The sequence below is a fragment of the Micromonospora sp. NPDC050495 genome (assembly GCF_040655175.1).
Classification (GTDB): domain Bacteria; phylum Actinomycetota; class Actinomycetes; order Mycobacteriales; family Micromonosporaceae; genus Micromonospora.
The window spans coordinates 148,735-164,873 of sequence record NZ_JBFAJK010000006.1; the positions used below are offsets into that span (position 1 = coordinate 148,735).

Below are 16,139 nucleotides of genomic sequence, written 5' to 3' on the forward strand. Positions count from 1 at the left end.
CGGGTGACCGCAGCGGAGTACGTCCAGGAGGCGCTGGCCGGCCTGGACCGGGTGGCGGGCGGCGGGGTCGACCCCGCGCTGCCGCTCTACGCGACCACCTTCGTGGTGGTCGACCTGGAGACCACCGGCGGCGCGCCCGACGGCGGCGGCATCACCGAGATCGGCGCGGTCAAGGTACGCGGCGGCGAGGAGCTGGGCGTGCTGGCCACCCTGGTCAACCCGGGGGTGCCGATCCCGCCGTTCATCACCGTGCTGACCGGCATCACCCAGGCCATGCTGCTGCCCGCCCCGCCGATCGAGCAGGTGCTGCCGAGCTTCCTGGAGTTCATCGCCGACACCGTGCTGGTGGCCCACAACGCCCCGTACGACGTGGGTTTCCTCAAGGCCGCCTGCGTCAAGCACGGTTACCGCTGGCCGAACCCGCGGGTGCTGGACACCGCGGCGCTGGCCCGCCGGGTGCTGACCCGCGACGAGGTGCCGAACCGCAAGCTGGGCACCCTGGCGGCCTACTTCCGCACCGCCACCCAGCCGACCCACCGCGCGCTGGACGACGCCCGGGCCACCGTCGACGTGCTGCACGGGCTGATCGGGCGGCTCGGCGGCCACCGGGTGGACACGGTCGGCGAGGCGATCGAGTTCGCCCGGGCGGTCACCCCGACCCAGCGCCGCAAGCGGCACCTCGCCGACGGGCTGCCGAAGGTGCCCGGGGTCTACATCTTCCGGGCCGCCGACGACCGGCCGCTCTACGTGGGCACCTCCGGCGACATCGCCACCCGGGTGCGCAGCTACTTCACCGCCGCGGAGAAGCGGGCCCGGATCTCCGAGATGCTGGCCGCCGCCGAGCGGGTGGAGGCGGTGGAGTGCGCCCACTCGCTGGAGGCGGAGGTGCGCGAGCTGCGGCTGATCGCGGCGCACGCGCCGCCGTACAACCGCCGCTCGAAGTATCCGGAGCGGCAGGTCTGGCTGAAGCTGACCGACGAGGCGTACCCGCGATTGTCCATCGTGCGCGACCTCGCCCCGACCGACACCGCCTACCTCGGCCCGTTCCGGTCCAAGCAGGCCGCCGAGCTGGCCGCCGCCGGCTTCCACGACGCGGTGCCGCTGCGCCAGTGCACGCACCGGCTCTCCCGGCGCACCACCATGCCGGCCTGCGCGCTGGCCGAGCTGGGTCGCTGCCCGGCGCCGTGCGAGCACCGGATCAGCCCGGCGGAGTACGAGGACGTCGCCGCCGCCCCGTTCCGCACGGCCACCACCGACGACCCGCGGGTGGTGGTGGACGCCCTGCTCACCCGGATCGAGGCGCTCTCGGCCGCCCAGCGCTACGAGGAGGCGGCGGTGGTGCGTGCCCGGCTGGCCGCGGTGCTGCGCGCGGCGGTGCGGATGCAGCGGTTGGCCGCGCTGACCGGGATCGCCGAGCTGGCCGCCGCCCGCCCGGCCGCCCGGGGCGGCTGGGAGCTGGCCCTGATCCGGCACGGCCGGCTGGCCGGCGCGGGCGTCTCCCCGCCCGGCGTCCACCCGCGACCGACCATCGCCGCGATCCGGGCCACCGCGGAGACGGTGCTGCCGGGGCACGGTCCGGTCCCGGCGGCCACCGCCGAGGAGACCGAACGCATCCTGTCCTGGTTGGAGCGACCGGAGACCCGGCTGGTGGAGGCCTCCGCCGGCTGGGCGTCCCCGATCACCGGCGCGGGCCGGTTCCGGGCCCTGTTGGCGAAGGCGGAGAACGGAGGGTCCCGGCAACTCTCGACCGAACGCTCATGACCAACTGTCCGATCGGACGACGTCACCTCGCTTAGGCTGTTGGAGAAGTGCAGTCCTGCCCGATTCGCGGGCCTGCTCCCGGTCGTCGGTCAGGGCGGCCCTGGGGGCCCGGGTGAGGAGGTGTCCCAGGTGGACGTCGACGCCGGACACGGCGCCGCCCTGGGCGGCGCCCTTCCGACCCAGCCTGGCGACCTGCCGCTGACCCGCCGGCTGCGCTCCCTGCTCACCTGGCCCACCACCGACAACGACCCGGTCACCGCGCTGGTCCGCGCGCACCGCGGGATCCACGCCAACGCCGACGCCTCGGTGCTGCGCCGGGCCTACACGATCGCCGAGAACATGCACCGCGGCCAGTTCCGCAAGAGTGGCGAGCCGTACATCACCCATCCGCTCGCGGTCGCCCAGATCTGCGCGGACCTCGGCATGGACACCACCACCCTGGTCGCCGCGTTGCTGCACGACACCGTCGAGGACACCCGCTACACCCTCCAGGCGCTCCAGGAGGACTTCGGCGGCGAGGTGGCCCACCTGGTCGACGGGGTGACCAAGTTCGACAAGGCGTTCTACGGCACGGCCGCCGAGGCGGAGACGGTGCGCAAGATGATCGTCGCGGCCGGCAAGGACGTCCGGGTGCTGATCATCAAGCTGGCCGACCGGCTGCACAACATGCGCACCCTCGGCGTGCGGTCCGCCGCCTCCCGGGAGCGGATCGCCCGCAAGACGCTGGAGGTGCTGGTCCCGCTCTGCGACCGGCTCGGCATCCAGACCCTCAAACGCGAACTGGACGACGTGGTGCTGCTGCACCTGCATTCCGAGGAGCACGCGCGGATCGCCCGGCACGTGCACGACCGGCCGGGCTGGGACGCGTACCTCGACGACGTGGTGGCCCGGACGAAGGTGGCGTTGCGCCGCAACCGGGTCGACGCCGAGGTCTCGCCCCGACCCCGGCACCTCTACTCGATCTGGAAGGACACCGTGGCCGGCGGGCACGCGGCGCCGTACGACCTGCCCCGCATCGCGATCGTGGTGGACGGTCCGGCGACGGACTGCTACGCCGCGCTGGGTGCGGTGCACGGGTTGTGGCGGCCGGTGCCGGGCCGGTTCAAAGACTTCATCGCCTCGCCGAAGAACAACCTCTACCGGTCCCTGCACACCAGCGTCTGCGGTCCGCACGACCGGACCGTGGAGGTGCTGATCCGCACCGAGGAGATGCACCGCGACGCCGAGTACGGCATCGCCGCGCACTACCGCTTCCCCCGGGCGACCGGCCGGGCCACCGACCGCGCCGACGAGCTGACCTGGCTGCGCCGGGTGCTCAACTGGGAGCAGGAGACGGTCGACCCGACGCAGTTCATGGAGTCGCTGCGCTGCGACCTGGCGGAGGCCCAGATCCAGGTGGTCGCCGACGGGCGGCAGGTGGTCCTGCCGGCCGGCGCCACCCCGGTCGACCTCGCCTACGAGTTGGGCACCGAGCGGGGCGACCACTGCCTCGCCGCGCGGATCAACGGGCGGCTGGCGCCGCTCTCCTCCGAACTGGAGGACGGCGACGTGGTGGAGATCTTCACCGAGAACGACGCGGAGAGCGGGTTCGAGGCCGACGCGGCCCCACGCGGGCCGCGCCGCGAGTGGTTGGGCTTCGTCAAGTCGCCGCACGCCCAGATGCAGATCAACCGCTGGTTCGCCGAGCACACCGAGCCGGGCATCTCGATCGCCGACAAGGTACGCCTGGGCCGGGCCACCATCGGCCTGACCCTGCGCAAGCACAACCGGGGGCTGGCCAGCGACCTGCCGCTGCTGCGCCTCTCCGAGGAGCTGGGCTACCCCGACCTGGAGACCCTGCTGGTGGCGGTCTTCGACCGGGCGGTCGAGCCGGACGCCGTGGTCGAGCAGCTGATCGATCTGGTCGACCACCGCCAGTAGGTGAACGCCCGTCGCCCGGGCGGGCCGCGCGGCAACTAGCCTTACGGGCATGATCCCCCGCGCGCGTGCCACCGGACGGGCCCTCGGCTACCAGCTCTTCTACCGGCTGCCCGTGCCGCTGCGGCGGCGGCTGGTCCGTCTCGCCGTGCCGAAGTACATCGTCGGCGCGGTCGCGCTGGTCCGGGACGCCGAGGCCGAGGGGGCGGGGCGGATCCTGCTGCTGCGCCAGCCGCCCGGACACAGCTGGACCCTCCCGGCCGGCCTGCTCCAGCGCGGCGAGGCTCCGGTGGTCGGCGCGGCCCGCGAGCTGTACGAGGAGTCTGGCGTCCGGCTCGCCCCGGAGCGGCTCCGCCCGGCGGTGCCGAACGCGGTGGTGCACGCCAAGGGCTGGGTGGACGTGGTCTTCGAGGCCGAGGTGCCGGCCTCCACGACGGAGTTGAGGGTGGACGGCGCCGAGGTCTACGAGGCGGCCTGGCATCCGCTGGACGACCTGCCCCGGCTGAGCCGGGCCACCGCCAACCTGCTCGCCCACTACGGCATCGGCCCGCGCGCCGGCGACACGCCGCCGGCGCCGCCGTCCGGCTCGTGACCGGCCCCGGCCCGCGCCGGCCGGGTGGCGCACGACGGGCGACCGGCCCGGCCGGCCCGGACCGACCCGCGGGCCCGGCTGGCCGGGCCGGCACCGGCCCTGCCGGCGGCGAGCGCCCCACCGGCCCCGACGGCCCGAACGACCTGGACCACCGCGACGACCGGGACGGTTCCGCCGCCGGTGGGCACCCCGCCGGCCCGAACCGACCCGACCGACCGGACGAGCGCGACAACTCGAACCGGCCCGACCGACCGGACAGACGCGACGTCCCGGACCGGCCCGATGGCCCGGACCGGCCCCACCGACCGGACAGACGCGACGCCCCGGACCGACCCGATGGCCCGGACCGATCCGACCGACCCGATGGCCCGGACCGATCCGACCGACCCGATGGCCCGGACCGGACCAGCAGGCCCGACGGACCCGGTGGTCCGGACGGCGCGGGCGGGTCCGGCGGGTCCCGGGGCACGGGGTCGAGCGGCCCGGGCTGGCGGGCGGCGGTGGACGTCTGCGCGGTGGTGCTCGCCGCCGGCGAGGGCACCCGGCTGCGACCGCTGACCGAGCGGGTGCCCAAGGCGCTCTGCCCGGTCGGCAACGTGCCGCTGCTGGACCGGGCCCTGGCCCGGCTCGCCGGGCTCGGCCTGACCGGCCCGGGGCGGGTCGCGGTGAACGCCTGCTACCTGGGCGAGCAGGTGGTCGCCCGGGTCGGCGACCGGGCCCGGCTCTCGGTCGAGCCGGGTGCGCCGCTGGGCACCGCGGGCGGGCTGGGCAACCTGCGGGACTGGATCGCCGGCCGGGGTGTGCTGGTCGGCAACGCCGACGCGTACCTGGCGGATCCGGACGCCCCGCCGGGGCCGGACGTGGCGGCGCTGTTGGACGGCTGGGACGGGCGGAGCGTACGCCTGCTCGGCCAGCCGGCCGACGACCCGGCGGCCCCCGGCACCTTCAGCGGTCACCGGTTCGTGGGGTTCTCGCTGCTGCCGTGGCGGTTGGTCCGGGACCTGCCGGCGACCTTCGGTGACCTGGTCCGGGCGGTGTGGCGGCCGGCGGAGGCCGCCGGCGCGCTGCAGGTGGTGCCCTACCGCGGTGTCTTCGTCGACACCGGCACCCCGGCCGACTACCTGGCGGCCAACCTGCACGCGGCCGGCGACGGCTGCCTGGTCGACCCGTCGGCGACGGTGACCGGGCCGGTGCGCCGGGCGGTGGTCGGGGCGGGCGCGATCGTGCGCGGCGCGGTCACCCGGGCGGTGGTCTGGCCCGGCGCGACGGTACGGGCGGACGAGCGGCTCACCGACGCGATCCGGGTCGGCGCGGACCTGACCGTCCCGGCGGGGCGAATCGAGCGGCCGGGGACGGCGTGAACGGCACAACCTCTAGCATGGGCGACGACGCCGACGAACGGAGAGATGTCCCGTGATCACCGCGATCGTGCTGATCGACTGCGCCACCGACTCCATTCCCGAGGTGGCCGAGACCCTGGCCAACCTGCCCGGTGTCAGCGAGGTCTACTCGGTGGCCGGGCACGTCGACCTGATCGCCATGGTGCGGGTCCGCGAGTTCGACCAGATCGCCCAGGTCATCGCCGGCAGCATCTCCAAGGTGCCGGGCGTGATCAACACGCAGTCGCACATCGCGTTCCGGGCGTACTCGCAGCACGACCTGGAGGAGGCGTTCGCGATCGGGCTGGCCAACGCCGACTGAGCACGCCCGCCGGTGGCCGGGCCAACGCCGACTGAGCACGCCCGCCGGCCGGCTGAGCACGCCGGTGGCCGGCCCACCCCGGCGGGGCGGGCCGGCCACGGTCGGCCGTGCGGTGGGTCAGCTCTGGCCGGGCACCGGGGTCTCCGTGGTGCCCGGAGCGGGCTCCTCGGTGCCGGTGCCACCCGGAGCCGGCGACTCGGTCTCGGTGCCACCCGGAGCCGGCGACTCGGTACCACCCGGGCTGGGCGTGCCGCTGGCGCTGGCCTGCGGGACCGGGACACCCAGGGTCTGGGCCAAGGCCACCAGGGCGTCGTAGTGCGCCTGGAGCACCGGCAGGGCGTCCTGGGCGATCTGGACCACCGACTGCTCGGAGCCCTGCGAGATCTCCGTCTGGGTGGCCTGGATGGCCTGGACGTGGCCGGCCAGCTGGGCGGTCACCCACGCCTTGTCGAACTCGGCGCCGCTGACGTTGTTCAGCTTGTCGAGGACCTTCTGCTGGTCGGCCGTCGGGTCGCCCGGCAGCTGGACGTTGAGCTGCTGCGCGGTGGACTGCACCGTCTGGTCCAGCTGCGTGTGGTCCGTGACGAACATCTTGCCCAGGTCCTTGACCTGCTGGTTCTTGCCCTTCTGCTGCGCCAGGTTACCTGCCGTGATCTCGAACAGGTTGACCTGGTGCACCGCCTGCAGGTACTGGGTGTCCTGCGTCGACGGCTGCGCCGCGGCCTGCGCGGCCGCTGCGGGTGCCAGGCCGACGAGCACCAGCGCGGCCAGCAGGCCCAGGCGTTTGATTCCCAACATGCTTTCCCCCCCTTGAGACGTTGGACCGCACGGATACCCGGCTGACCGGGGTTATTCCTGCGATTCCACCCGTCCGTGTCGGGGGGCGGCGAGGTGGCGGAGCGGCACCGCCGGTCACCTGACGGGCGGGACGGGACGAACGGCCCGGAAACGGGCCGTGGCGCCCGCCGGAGATCCGGCGGGCGCCACGGTGTGTCGGCTCTCGGGGGTCAGCGCCGGCTCTCGCCGCTGCCGATCTCCTCGCGCTCCGCTCGGGGCTCGACCGGCGGGTGCCCCGGCGAGACCGGCGCCTCGGCCGGCTTCTCGATCGGGTAGAAGAAGCCCCGGATGGCCGGGCCGAGGGCCCCCAGCCGGTTCATCTTCTTGGGGACGACCCAACCGACGTAGTCCAGCGCCGGGCCGTGGCCGTCGTGCCCGTCGACCGCGGTGAGCGGCTGGTGGACCTCGACGAACCGGCCGTCGGGCAGCCGCTTGATGATGCCGGTCTCCACGCCGTGGGCCAGCACCTCCCGGTCGTGCTGCTGGAGACCCAGGCAGAGCCGGTAGGTGAAGTAGTAGGCCAGCGGCGGGACGACCAGCAGCCCGATCCGGCCCGCCCAGGTCATCGCGTTCAAGCTGATGTGGAACTTGTCGGCGATGACGTCGTTGGCGCCGGAGAGGGTCAGCACGATGTAGAAGGCGACCGCCATGGCGCCCACGCCGGTCCGGGCCGGTACGTCCCGGGGCCGCTGGAGCAGGTTGTGGTGCTTGTAGTCCTTGAGGCGGCGCGCCTCCAGGAACGGGTACATCGTCGACAGGCCGACCAGGATTCCCGGCAGCACGACCGTCGGCCAGAACAGCGGCGGGATGACGTACCCGTCGCCGATCGGGATGGAGATCTCCCAGGCCGGCATGAGGCGGGTCGAGCCGTCGAGGAACATGACGTACCAGTCGGGCTGGCTGGCCGCCGAGACCACCCACGCCTCGTACGGGCCGAAGTACCAGATCGGGTTGATCTGGAACAGGCCGCCGAAGAGCGCGATCACGCCGAAGACGACCATGAAGAAGCCGCCCTGCTTGAGCGCGTAGCGCGGGAACATCCGTTCGCCGACCACGTTCTCGTTGGTCCGGCCGGGGCCGGGCCACTGGGTGTGCTTCTGCTTGAACACCAGGCCCAGGTGCACGCTGATCAGCGCCACCAGCAGGGCCGGGATGAGCAGCACGTGGGCGATGAAGAAGCGGCTGATGATGATGGTGCCCGGGAACTCCCCGCCGAAGATCGACGAGCTGACCCAGGAGCCGATCACCGGGATCGACAGGATGATGCCGGAGGCGATCCGCAGGCCGGTGCCGGAGAGGCCGTCGTCCGGCAGCGAGTAGCCGGTGAAGCCGGCCAGGAAGCCGACCCAGAACAGCAGCGAGCCGATGATCCAGTTCGTCTCCCGCGGCTTGCGGAACGCGCCGGTGAAGAAAACCCGCAGCATGTGCACCACGATCGCGGCCATGAACAGCAGCGCCGCCCAGTGGTGCATCTGCCGCATGATCAGACCGCCCCGGACATCGAACGAGATGTCCAGGCTGGAGGCGTACGCGGCGGACATCGGGGTGCCCCGCAGCGGGGCGTAGCTGCCGTCGTAGACCACCTCGGTCATCGCCGGCTCGAAGAAGAAGGTCAGGAAGACACCGGTCAGCAGCAGGACGATGAACGAGAAGAGCGCGATCTCGCCCAGCAGGAAGGACCAGTGGTCGGGGAAGACCTTGTTCAGCAGCTTGCGCAGCGGGGTGGCCACCTGGAAGCGGTCGTCCACCGCTCCGGCGGTCTTGGCCGGCAGCGCGGCCGGATCAAACTTTCGGCGCTTCATGGCCGCTCCCAGAAGTCGGGACCGATGGTTTCGGTGTAGTCGGACTTCGCCACGAAGAAGCCCTCCTCGTCGACCTCGATCGGCAGCTGCGGCAGCGGCCGGTTCGCCGGGCCGAAGACCGGCTTGGCGTTGTCGGTGATGAGGAACTGCGACTGGTGGCAGGGGCAGAGCAGGCGGTTGGTCTGCTGCTCGTAGAGGCTGGCCGGGCAACCGGCGTGCGTGCAGATCTTGGAGAACGCGACGAAGTTGCCCCACATGAAGTCGCCGTGTCCCTTGGTCGCGTTCGCCGCGCGGGACTTCTGCGCGTCGTCCTCGCGCAGGTGGATCAGCAGGGTGGGCGAGTCGGCGTACTTGTTGCTCACTCCGCCGTCGACGCCCGGGAAGACCGTGAGCTGGCCGCCGACGCTGACGTCGGCGGGCCGGATCGGCCGGCCGTCCTCGCGGATCAGCCGGATCTTGGTCTTGCCGCCGTCGGCCGGCGCGAAGCCGGTGGTGAACATCTGGTTGTTGTCGTGCGGGTTCTTGATCAGCCCGCCGATCAGCGGCGCCGCGGCGACCGCGCCGACCGGCGCCAGGCCGGCGAGCAGCGAGATGCCGAGCAGCGGACGGCGCCGCACGCCCATCTCGTCGGCCATGTAGAGCATCGTCTGGCCGGTGATCTTGCGCTCCTCCGGGGGGCCCGGCTGGTCGTGCCGGTCCTGGATCGAGACCTCCTTGGGCAGCAGCTTCTTGCCCCAGGTGAGGATGCCGAAGCCGATGCCGAGCAGCGCGACGCCGAGGGTCAGACCGAGCAGCGGGGTGTAGAGCTTGTCGCCGCCGCGACCGGCCTCCCACTGCCAGGGCCACCAGATGTAGATGATCAGGAACGCGGTGGCGGCCAGGCCGGTCAGCAGGAAGAACGAGGCGACGGTACGGGTAACCCGGCGCTCGGCCCGGCTGCCCGCGACCACCTGCGGCTCGTAGTGGACGATCTCGATGTCGTCCCGCCGGGCGCCCTCCTGGACGATGTCGAACCGGGACACCCGGGGGTCGTTCACGTCGAGCGGCTCCCGGCCCTGCGGGGCCTGGTGCTCGGTGTGGGTGCTCATGCCGTCACCTCGCTACGGGTGACGCCGGGGGTCGGCGTCACAGCACTGAAACGAATGATCCGCTCGGTCACGACTTGCCCGCAATCCACAGGCTCGCGAAGACCAGCGCGACGATGCCGACCAGGAAGATCGCCAGACCCTCGGTCGACGGGCCGTACCGGCCCAGGTTGAAACCGCCCTGGTCCTGGTCGTGCTTCAGGGTCTCCTGGATGTAGGCGATGATGTCCGCCTTCTGCTCCGGAGTGATCTGGTTGTCACCGAACACCGGCATGTTCTGCGGGCCGCTCAGCATCGCGGCGTAGATCTGCCGGTCGCTGGCCGGGTGCAGGCTCGGCGCGTACTTGCCGGAGGAGAGCGCGCCGCCGCCACCGCCGAAGGCGTGGCACTGCGAGCAGTTGATCCGGAACAGCTCGCCACCGGTGGACACGTTGGCGCCCTCGCGCAGGTTGCCGTTCGGCACCTGCGGGCCGCCGCCCAGCTCCTGGATGTACTGGCCGAGCTGGCGCACCTGCTCGTCGGTGAACTGCGGAGGCTTGCGCATGGCCTGGGCCTCCTGCCGGGCCATCGGCATGCGACCGCTGCTGACCTGGAACTCGACCGAGGCCGATCCGACGCCGATCAGGCTCGGACCGCGACCCTCGACGCCCTGGGCGTTGCGACCGTGACACGTCACACAGCTCACGTCGAACAGCGCCTTGCCCTCGTTCGCGGCGGCGCTCAGGGGCGGGTTGTCCTGCGCCTGCACACCGGGGGCGAAGGCGGTGTAGGCGCCGCCGGCCAGCATCAGCGCGGCGGCCAGCCGGACCGCGGCACCCAGCCGGCGGCGGCCCCTGCTGCGCGCTACGGGCCGCCCGCGCAGCCGCGCGAGCAGACCGCGTCGGCGGTCGTTGTCAGAAGTCATGACCTGTGTCCTTAACCGGTTGACCTTGTCTCAGGGGACGGAGCAGCGGCGCGGTTCGTGACGCGCCAAGATCACTGGAGCCAGTAGATCATGGCGTAGAGCCCGATCCACACGACGTCGACGAAGTGCCAGTAGTAGGACACGACGATGGCGGACGTCGCCTGCGCCGGGGTGAACCGGCCCATGGTCGTACGGACCATGAAGATGATGAAGGCGATCAGACCGCCGGTCACGTGCAGGCCGTGGAAGCCGGTGGTCAGGTAGAACATCGACCCGTACCCGTCGGCGTTGATCTTCACGCCCTCGTGGACCAGGTTGCGGTACTCGTTCGCCTGGCCGAGGACGAAGATCAGACCCATCACGAAGGTGAGGGTGAACCACCGGCGGAGGGCGTGCACGTCGCCCTTCTCGGCCGCGAAGACACCGAGCTGGCAGGTCACCGAGGAGAGCACCAGGATCACCGTGAAGGTGGTCGCATAGGGGATGTTCAAGATCTCGGTGTGCTTCTCCCACTGCTCCGGCGCCGCCGCGCGGATCGAGAAGTACATCGCGAACAGCGCCGCGAAGAACATGAGTTCGCTGGAGAGCCACACGATCGTCCCGACGCTGACCATGTTGGGTCGCGTCAGGGAGTGGATCCGGCTCTTGTCAATGGCTGGGGCCGCAGTCACGCGGTCATTATTGCCCTTGACCGGGACCGACGATCAGCGGGGTGGCAAACCTGCGCCAACAGTGGCCCGATCGGGGTGGTCCGCTTCGCCTGACCTACCCTGAAAAGCGTGCTGCACGTCGATCCGATCTTCGCCGCCACCTCGAGTGCCGTCGCGACCACCCTGGCCGACGGCGGCGGGAGCGTCCCGCCGTTCACCGTCGCCCGGGTCTTCACCGAGGTCCAGCTCGACAACTGGCTCGGCCTCGCGCTGGTGCTCGCCGCGGGCCTGTACCTCTACGGGGTGTACCGGCTGCGGTTGCGCGGCGACCGCTGGCCGGCGATCCGTACGATCTGTTTCCTCGGCCCGGGCCTGGGCGGCATCGCCGCGGTGACGCTCAGCGGCCTGGGCGCCTACGACACCACGCTGCTGTCGGTGCACATGGTGCAGCACATGGTGCTCGCCATGGTCGCGCCGATCTTCCTGGCCCTCGGCGCGCCGATCACCCTGGCCCTGCGCACCCTGCCGCTGCGGCCCCGCAAGCGGCTGCTGGCGATCGTGCACAGCCGGGTCGCCCGGGTCTACAGCTTCCCGCTGGTGGCCTTCGCCATCTTCGTGGTGAACCCGTTCGCGCTCTACTTCACCGACCTGTACGGGTACACCCTCGCGCACGACTGGGCGCACGAACTGGTGCACGCCCACTTCATCGCCACCGGCTGCGTCTTCTTCTGGCCGCTGCTCGGCCTGGACCCGCTGCCCGGGCGCTGGCCGTACCCGGCCCGGGCGCTGCTGATGGTGCTCTCCGTGCCGTTCCACACCGTGCTCGGGCTCACCATCATGCAGAGCACCACCCTGTTCGGCGGCGACTGGTACCCGTCGCTGCACCTGAGCTGGTCGGACCCGTGGAACGACCAGGTGGTCGCCGGCGGGGTGCTCTGGGCCGGCGGCGAGTTCGTCAGCGTCACCATGCTGGCCGTGCTGGTGGTCCAGTGGATCAAGCAGTCCGAGCGGGAGGCCCGCCGGCTGGACCGCGAACTGGACCGCCAGGAGGCCCGCGAGCGCGCCGCGGAGGCGAGCGCCTGACCGACAGGGCGGAGCGACGGGCCGGATGTGACGCCCGCTACGATCAGCGGGCAGCTACGAGGTGGGAGCAAGTAAGGCATGAGCGATCGTCTGTGCACCGTCCTGCTCTACAGCGACGACCCCAAGGTCCGCGACCGGATGCGGCTCGCGGTCGGCACCCGACCCGCGCCGGGGCTCCAGATCGAGTTCGCCGAGGCGTCCGAGTACGCCGAGTGCATCCGGCTGGTCGACGACTACGAGATCGACCTGCTCCTGCTCGACGGTGAGGCCAGTCCCGGCGGCGGCATCGGGATCGCCCGCCAGGTCAAGGACGACCGGGACGACGCCCCGCCGACCTGCGTGGTGATCGCCCGGGCCGCCGATCGTTGGCTGGCCGCGTACGCCGAGGTCGACGCCACCCTCACCTACCCGCTCGACCCGGTGACCGCCGGCACCACCGTCGCGGAACTGCTGCAGCGCACCGCCGCCGCGGCCTGATCTCGCACCCTCGGCGTCACGGCGACGCGGCCGTGCCGCCCCTCCGGCCATGATCCGGTCCTGAGCCGCCGCCCGGGCGGCGCCGCCGGGCGGATCGGCCGCCACACCCGCCCTCCACGCGCTCGGGAGGCCCGCCATGGGCGAACGGACCTGGCCGCTGCTGCTCAACGCGCTGCTGCGCGGTGAGGAGCTCTCCACCACCGACGCCGCCTGGGCGATGGACGAGATCATCACCGGCGCCGCCAGCCCGGCCCAGGTGGCTGGCTTCGTGGTGGCGCTGCGGGCCAAGGGCGAGACCCCGGCCGAGCTGGCCGGCCTGGTGGCGGCGATGCTCAACCGGGCGGTGCCGGTCGAGCTGCCGGAGGAGGTCCGGGCCACCGCGCTGGACGTGGTCGGCACCGGCGGCGACCTGGCCCACACGGTCAACATCTCCACCATGGCTGCCCTGGTGGCGGCCGGCGCCGGGGTCCGCGTGGTCAAGCACGGCAACCGGGCCGCCTCCTCCTCGTGCGGCACCGCCGACCTGCTCGAACACCTCGGCGTGCCGCTGGACCTGACGCCCGAGCAGGTGGCCCGGTGCGTCACCGAGGCCGGCATCGCCTTCTGCTTCGCGGGCCGCTTCCACCCGGGCATGCGGCACGCCGGCCCGGTCCGCCGGGAGATCGGCGTGCCCACCGCGTTCAACTTCCTCGGCCCGCTGACCAACCCGGCCCGCCCCCGGGCCGGCGCGGTCGGCTGCTTCGACCTGCGGATGGCACCGGTGATGGCGGCCGTCTTCGCCGCCCGGGGCGACTCGGTGGTGGTGATGCGCGGCGAGGACGGGCTGGACGAGTTCACCACGGCCGCCCCCACCCGGCTCTGGGTGGCCCAGCAGGGCACCGTCAGGGAGGCGCTGCTGGACGCGGTGGACCTCGGGGTACCCCGGTCCACCCTGGCCGACCTGCGAGGCGCTGACGCCCCGTACAACGCCGGCGTGGCCCGGCGGCTGCTGGCCGGCGAGACTGGCCCGGTACGCGACGCCGTGCTGGTGAACGCCGGCGTGGCGTTGGCCACCCAGGGCCCGCTCGACGGCGACCTGCACGAGGCGGTACGCGCCGGCATGGCCCGGGCCGCGGAGTCCATCGACTCGGGCGCGGCGGCGGCCACCCTGGAGCGCTGGCTCGAGGTCACCCGGTCCCTCTGAGCCGGCGACGGAGGGCGGGTCCGGCCGGACGTGTCGGACCCGCGTGCCAAACTACACGGGAGTAATTCTCCGTTTTCCGCCGAAAGGGCACCGTCCCCGGCGGGCACCGGAACGAGAGGAGAGGCCCGTGTCGGACCGCGAACTCCACTGCGACGCCTGCCAGGACGTCGTGCCGTTCGAGGCTCCGCCCTGCGTCGACGGGCACGGCGCCGACTGCCCCGAGCTGGTCTGCACCGGCTGCGGCGCGGCCGTGCTGATCGCCACCTTCGCCCTCCGCCCGCCGCGCCTGCGCCGCCGCCCGGGCGGCGCCCGCGAGACCCACTCCCGCGCCGCCTGACCGCCGCCCGCTAGCGCCCTGGCGTCCCCCGGCGTCCGCCCGCCCCTGGCGTCCCCCGGCGTCCACCCACGCCGGGCGCCCCCGGCGTCCGCCCGCGCCGGGCGCCGCGCGAGCGTCCAACCGACGCCCGAGCCCTCAAGCCGACGCCCGAGCCCCCAAGCCGATTCCCGAGCGTCCAGCCGACGCCGACGCCGACCGGGTCGGCGGGAAAGACGCAACGGCCCGCGTCCGTCGGGACGCGGGCCGTTGCGGGTGTCGTCGGGTCAGTGCTCGGCGGTGCGGCGGGTGCCGGTGTAGTACTCGAAGAGCAGGCCGCAGGCGGCGAAGACCACCGCGAGCAGGCCCACCGCGAGCAGCCACATCTGCCAGTACACCAGGCCGAGGCCGGCGATCGACGCGGCCAGGGCCAGGCCGAACGGCCAGTAGCTGCCCGGGCTGAAGAAGCCGATCTCCCCCGCGCCGTCGGCGATCTCGCCGTCCGCCCGGTCCTCCGGGCGCAGGTCGATCCGGCGCGAGACGAACCAGAAGAAGCCGCCGCACATCGAGGTCAGCAGGCCGGAGAGGAGCAGCGCCACGGTGCCGACCCACTCCACCCGGCCGCCCTCGCCGTACGTCCAGGCGCCGTAGAGGATCGCGACGCCGAAGAGGAACGTCGAGACGATCAGGAAGATCTTCCACTCGGTCTTCATGCCGGACCCCTCAGCTTCCCGCGCCAGCCGTCGCGTCGGACGGGTTGAAGTTGGCCGTGTTCCGCCGCGTCTTGAACGGCTCGGTCTCGGTGGCGTACGGGTCCTCACCGATCGCCTGGAGCGCCTCCTGGGTCGACTTGCCAGCCTTCTTGGCGGCCAGGAACTGCTCGTACTTCTCCGGGGAGACGACCCGCAGCTCGAAGTTCATGAAGGCGTGGTAGCTGCCGCACAGCTCGGCGCAGCGGCCGACGTAGTGGCCCTCCTGGTCGAGGCTGGAGACCTCGAAGGTGTTGCGGATGTTGCCCGGCATGACGTCCCGCTTGAACAGCAGCTCCGGCACCCAGAACGAGTGGACGACGTCGCGGCTCTGCTCCTCGAACCGGATCGACTTGCCGGTCGGCAGCACCAGGATCGGGATGACCTCGCTGGTGCCCAGCACCGAGGCGACCGTGTTGGCGTCGCGGCCCTGACCGTCGCGGTAGTTGAACTGCCAGTTCCACTTGAAGGCAACGACCTCGACGGTGACGTCGGGGTTCTTCGACTCCTTCACCACGTCGGTCTGCACCACCGCGGTGTAGTAGAAGAGCACGGAGACCACGAGGACCGGCGCGATGGTGTAGAGGAACTCCATCGGCAGGTTGTAGCGGGTCTGCACGGGCAGCTGGTTGCCGCGCTTCCGGTAGCGGATCACGCACCAGAAGATGAGGCCCCAGACGAACACGCCCACCGCGAGGGCCGCGATGCAGGACGCGATCCACAGGTCGTACATGCGGTGCGACTCGGGGGTGATGCCCCCCTGCGGCCAGCCGAAGCCGCCGAACGCCTTGCCGACGTCACAGCCGGTGAGCAGAACCAGCAGCGCCGCTCCGCCGAGACCGAGCCCGGCGAGTCGACCAGCACCACGCCGCCGGCGTCCACCGGCCCCCGGGGAAGCGCTGTGCCGTACGGCCGACGGCCGTACCTCCGAACTCCTTGCGACCACCTGGTCCTGCCTCCCTAGCGCGCCGCGGTGGTTGTTTCGTCAACACCGACGGCAAAGGCGTCACCGACGGTCGCAGATTACTCGACCATGACTGGCCGGACCGTCTTGGGGTCACTGTCCGCCCCCATCGGGGGGATCT

At 72.3% G+C, this 16,139-nt stretch carries 16 protein-coding genes; 9 read left to right on the plus strand and 7 right to left on the minus strand.

Features of this window, described 5'->3' with window-relative positions:
* The first annotated feature begins 3 nt into the window (after positions 1-3).
* The 5 genes from AB0I11_RS09935 to AB0I11_RS09955 all read left to right on the plus strand — a co-directional run bounded on the left by AB0I11_RS09935 (position 4) and on the right by AB0I11_RS09955 (position 5,971).
* A complete protein-coding gene (locus AB0I11_RS09935) occupies positions 4-1,761 on the plus strand; it encodes a DEDD exonuclease domain-containing protein (protein ID WP_357316330.1) in 1,758 nt (585 codons plus the stop codon).
* Positions 1,762-1,890: 129 nt separating this feature from the next.
* Positions 1,891-3,681, plus strand: coding sequence for a RelA/SpoT family protein (locus AB0I11_RS09940; protein ID WP_357316332.1), 1,791 nt, complete (start codon positions 1,891-1,893; stop codon positions 3,679-3,681).
* A 49-nt stretch (positions 3,682-3,730) separates the two neighbouring features.
* Positions 3,731-4,270: an NUDIX domain-containing protein gene (locus AB0I11_RS09945; RefSeq protein ID WP_357316335.1), complete on the plus strand. Its 540-nt coding sequence runs from the start codon at positions 3,731-3,733 to the stop codon at positions 4,268-4,270.
* Positions 4,271-4,770: 500 nt separating this feature from the next.
* Positions 4,771-5,631 (plus strand): sugar phosphate nucleotidyltransferase, encoded by an 861-nt coding sequence (locus AB0I11_RS09950; RefSeq protein ID WP_357316338.1) that lies wholly within the window; start codon positions 4,771-4,773, stop codon positions 5,629-5,631.
* Positions 5,632-5,683: 52 nt separating this feature from the next.
* Positions 5,684-5,971: an Lrp/AsnC ligand binding domain-containing protein gene (locus AB0I11_RS09955; protein ID WP_357316341.1), complete on the plus strand. Its 288-nt coding sequence runs from the start codon at positions 5,684-5,686 to the stop codon at positions 5,969-5,971.
* A gap of 117 nt (positions 5,972-6,088) precedes the next feature.
* Here the strand turns inward: AB0I11_RS09955 and AB0I11_RS09960 are convergent, their stop codons facing one another.
* The 5 genes from AB0I11_RS09960 to AB0I11_RS09980 all read right to left on the minus strand — a co-directional run bounded on the left by AB0I11_RS09960 (position 6,089) and on the right by AB0I11_RS09980 (position 11,270).
* On the minus strand, positions 6,089-6,769 hold the full coding sequence (locus AB0I11_RS09960; protein ID WP_357316345.1) for a DUF4142 domain-containing protein: 681 nt from the start codon (positions 6,767-6,769) through the stop codon (positions 6,089-6,091).
* A 209-nt stretch (positions 6,770-6,978) separates the two neighbouring features.
* Positions 6,979-8,610, minus strand: a complete 1,632-nt coding sequence (locus tag AB0I11_RS09965) for a cytochrome b N-terminal domain-containing protein (RefSeq protein WP_357316348.1) — start codon at positions 8,608-8,610, stop codon at positions 6,979-6,981.
* Positions 8,607-9,698 carry a Rieske 2Fe-2S domain-containing protein gene (locus AB0I11_RS09970; RefSeq protein WP_357316351.1) on the minus strand — a complete coding sequence of 364 codons (1,092 nt, stop codon included), beginning with the start codon at positions 9,696-9,698 and terminating at the stop codon, positions 8,607-8,609. The genes AB0I11_RS09965 and AB0I11_RS09970 overlap by 4 nt, the downstream gene beginning before the upstream one ends.
* A 67-nt stretch (positions 9,699-9,765) precedes the next feature.
* The gene (locus AB0I11_RS09975) at positions 9,766-10,599 is read right to left on the minus strand and encodes a c-type cytochrome (protein WP_357316354.1); all 834 of its coding nucleotides are present in this window, start codon (positions 10,597-10,599) and stop codon (positions 9,766-9,768) included.
* Positions 10,600-10,670: 71 nt separating this feature from the next.
* The gene (locus tag AB0I11_RS09980; RefSeq protein ID WP_357316357.1) at positions 10,671-11,270 is read right to left on the minus strand and encodes a heme-copper oxidase subunit III; all 600 of its coding nucleotides are present in this window, start codon (positions 11,268-11,270) and stop codon (positions 10,671-10,673) included.
* A 108-nt stretch (positions 11,271-11,378) separates the two neighbouring features.
* On the opposite strand from AB0I11_RS09980, the gene AB0I11_RS09985 reads away from it, so the two are divergent.
* The 4 genes from AB0I11_RS09985 to AB0I11_RS10000 all read left to right on the plus strand — a co-directional run bounded on the left by AB0I11_RS09985 (position 11,379) and on the right by AB0I11_RS10000 (position 14,329).
* Entirely contained in the window at positions 11,379-12,332 is a 954-nt protein-coding gene (locus tag AB0I11_RS09985; RefSeq protein ID WP_357316360.1) for a cytochrome c oxidase assembly protein, read from the plus strand.
* A gap of 78 nt (positions 12,333-12,410) precedes the next feature.
* Positions 12,411-12,809, plus strand: a complete 399-nt coding sequence (locus AB0I11_RS09990; RefSeq protein ID WP_357316363.1) for a hypothetical protein — start codon at positions 12,411-12,413, stop codon at positions 12,807-12,809.
* A gap of 136 nt (positions 12,810-12,945) precedes the next feature.
* On the plus strand, positions 12,946-13,992 hold the full coding sequence (trpD, locus tag AB0I11_RS09995) for an anthranilate phosphoribosyltransferase (protein WP_357316366.1): 1,047 nt from the start codon (positions 12,946-12,948) through the stop codon (positions 13,990-13,992).
* 127 nt (positions 13,993-14,119) lie between these two features.
* On the plus strand, positions 14,120-14,329 hold the full coding sequence (locus AB0I11_RS10000; protein ID WP_357316369.1) for a hypothetical protein: 210 nt from the start codon (positions 14,120-14,122) through the stop codon (positions 14,327-14,329).
* Positions 14,330-14,592: 263 nt separating this feature from the next.
* On the opposite strand, the gene AB0I11_RS10005 is transcribed toward AB0I11_RS10000, so the two are convergent.
* Together AB0I11_RS10005 and coxB are read right to left on the minus strand one after the other, a co-directional pair.
* Positions 14,593-15,018, minus strand: coding sequence for a cytochrome c oxidase subunit 4 (locus AB0I11_RS10005; RefSeq protein ID WP_357316372.1), 426 nt, complete (start codon positions 15,016-15,018; stop codon positions 14,593-14,595).
* A gap of 10 nt (positions 15,019-15,028) precedes the next feature.
* A complete protein-coding gene (gene coxB, locus AB0I11_RS10010; protein WP_357316375.1) occupies positions 15,029-16,000 on the minus strand; it encodes a cytochrome c oxidase subunit II in 972 nt (323 codons plus the stop codon).
* Positions 16,001-16,139 lie beyond the last annotated feature (139 nt).

What these genes read in the sequence shown, in the direction of transcription:
- AB0I11_RS09965 (WP_357316348.1), bottom strand. Translation starts at nt 8,610, where the DNA reads ATGAAGCGCCGAAAGTTTGATCCGGCCGCGCTGCCGGCCAAGACCGCC.
- AB0I11_RS09960 (WP_357316345.1), bottom strand. Translation starts at nt 6,769, where the DNA reads ATGTTGGGAATCAAACGCCTGGGCCTGCTGGCCGCGCTGGTGCTCGTC.
- trpD (WP_357316366.1), top strand. Translation starts at nt 12,946, where the DNA reads ATGGGCGAACGGACCTGGCCGCTGCTGCTCAACGCGCTGCTGCGCGGT.
- AB0I11_RS09990 (WP_357316363.1), top strand. Translation starts at nt 12,411, where the DNA reads ATGAGCGATCGTCTGTGCACCGTCCTGCTCTACAGCGACGACCCCAAG.
- AB0I11_RS09945 (WP_357316335.1), top strand. Translation starts at nt 3,731, where the DNA reads ATGATCCCCCGCGCGCGTGCCACCGGACGGGCCCTCGGCTACCAGCTC.
- AB0I11_RS09970 (WP_357316351.1), bottom strand. Translation starts at nt 9,698, where the DNA reads ATGAGCACCCACACCGAGCACCAGGCCCCGCAGGGCCGGGAGCCGCTC.
- AB0I11_RS10005 (WP_357316372.1), bottom strand. Translation starts at nt 15,018, where the DNA reads ATGAAGACCGAGTGGAAGATCTTCCTGATCGTCTCGACGTTCCTCTTC.
- AB0I11_RS09975 (WP_357316354.1), bottom strand. Translation starts at nt 10,599, where the DNA reads ATGACTTCTGACAACGACCGCCGACGCGGTCTGCTCGCGCGGCTGCGC.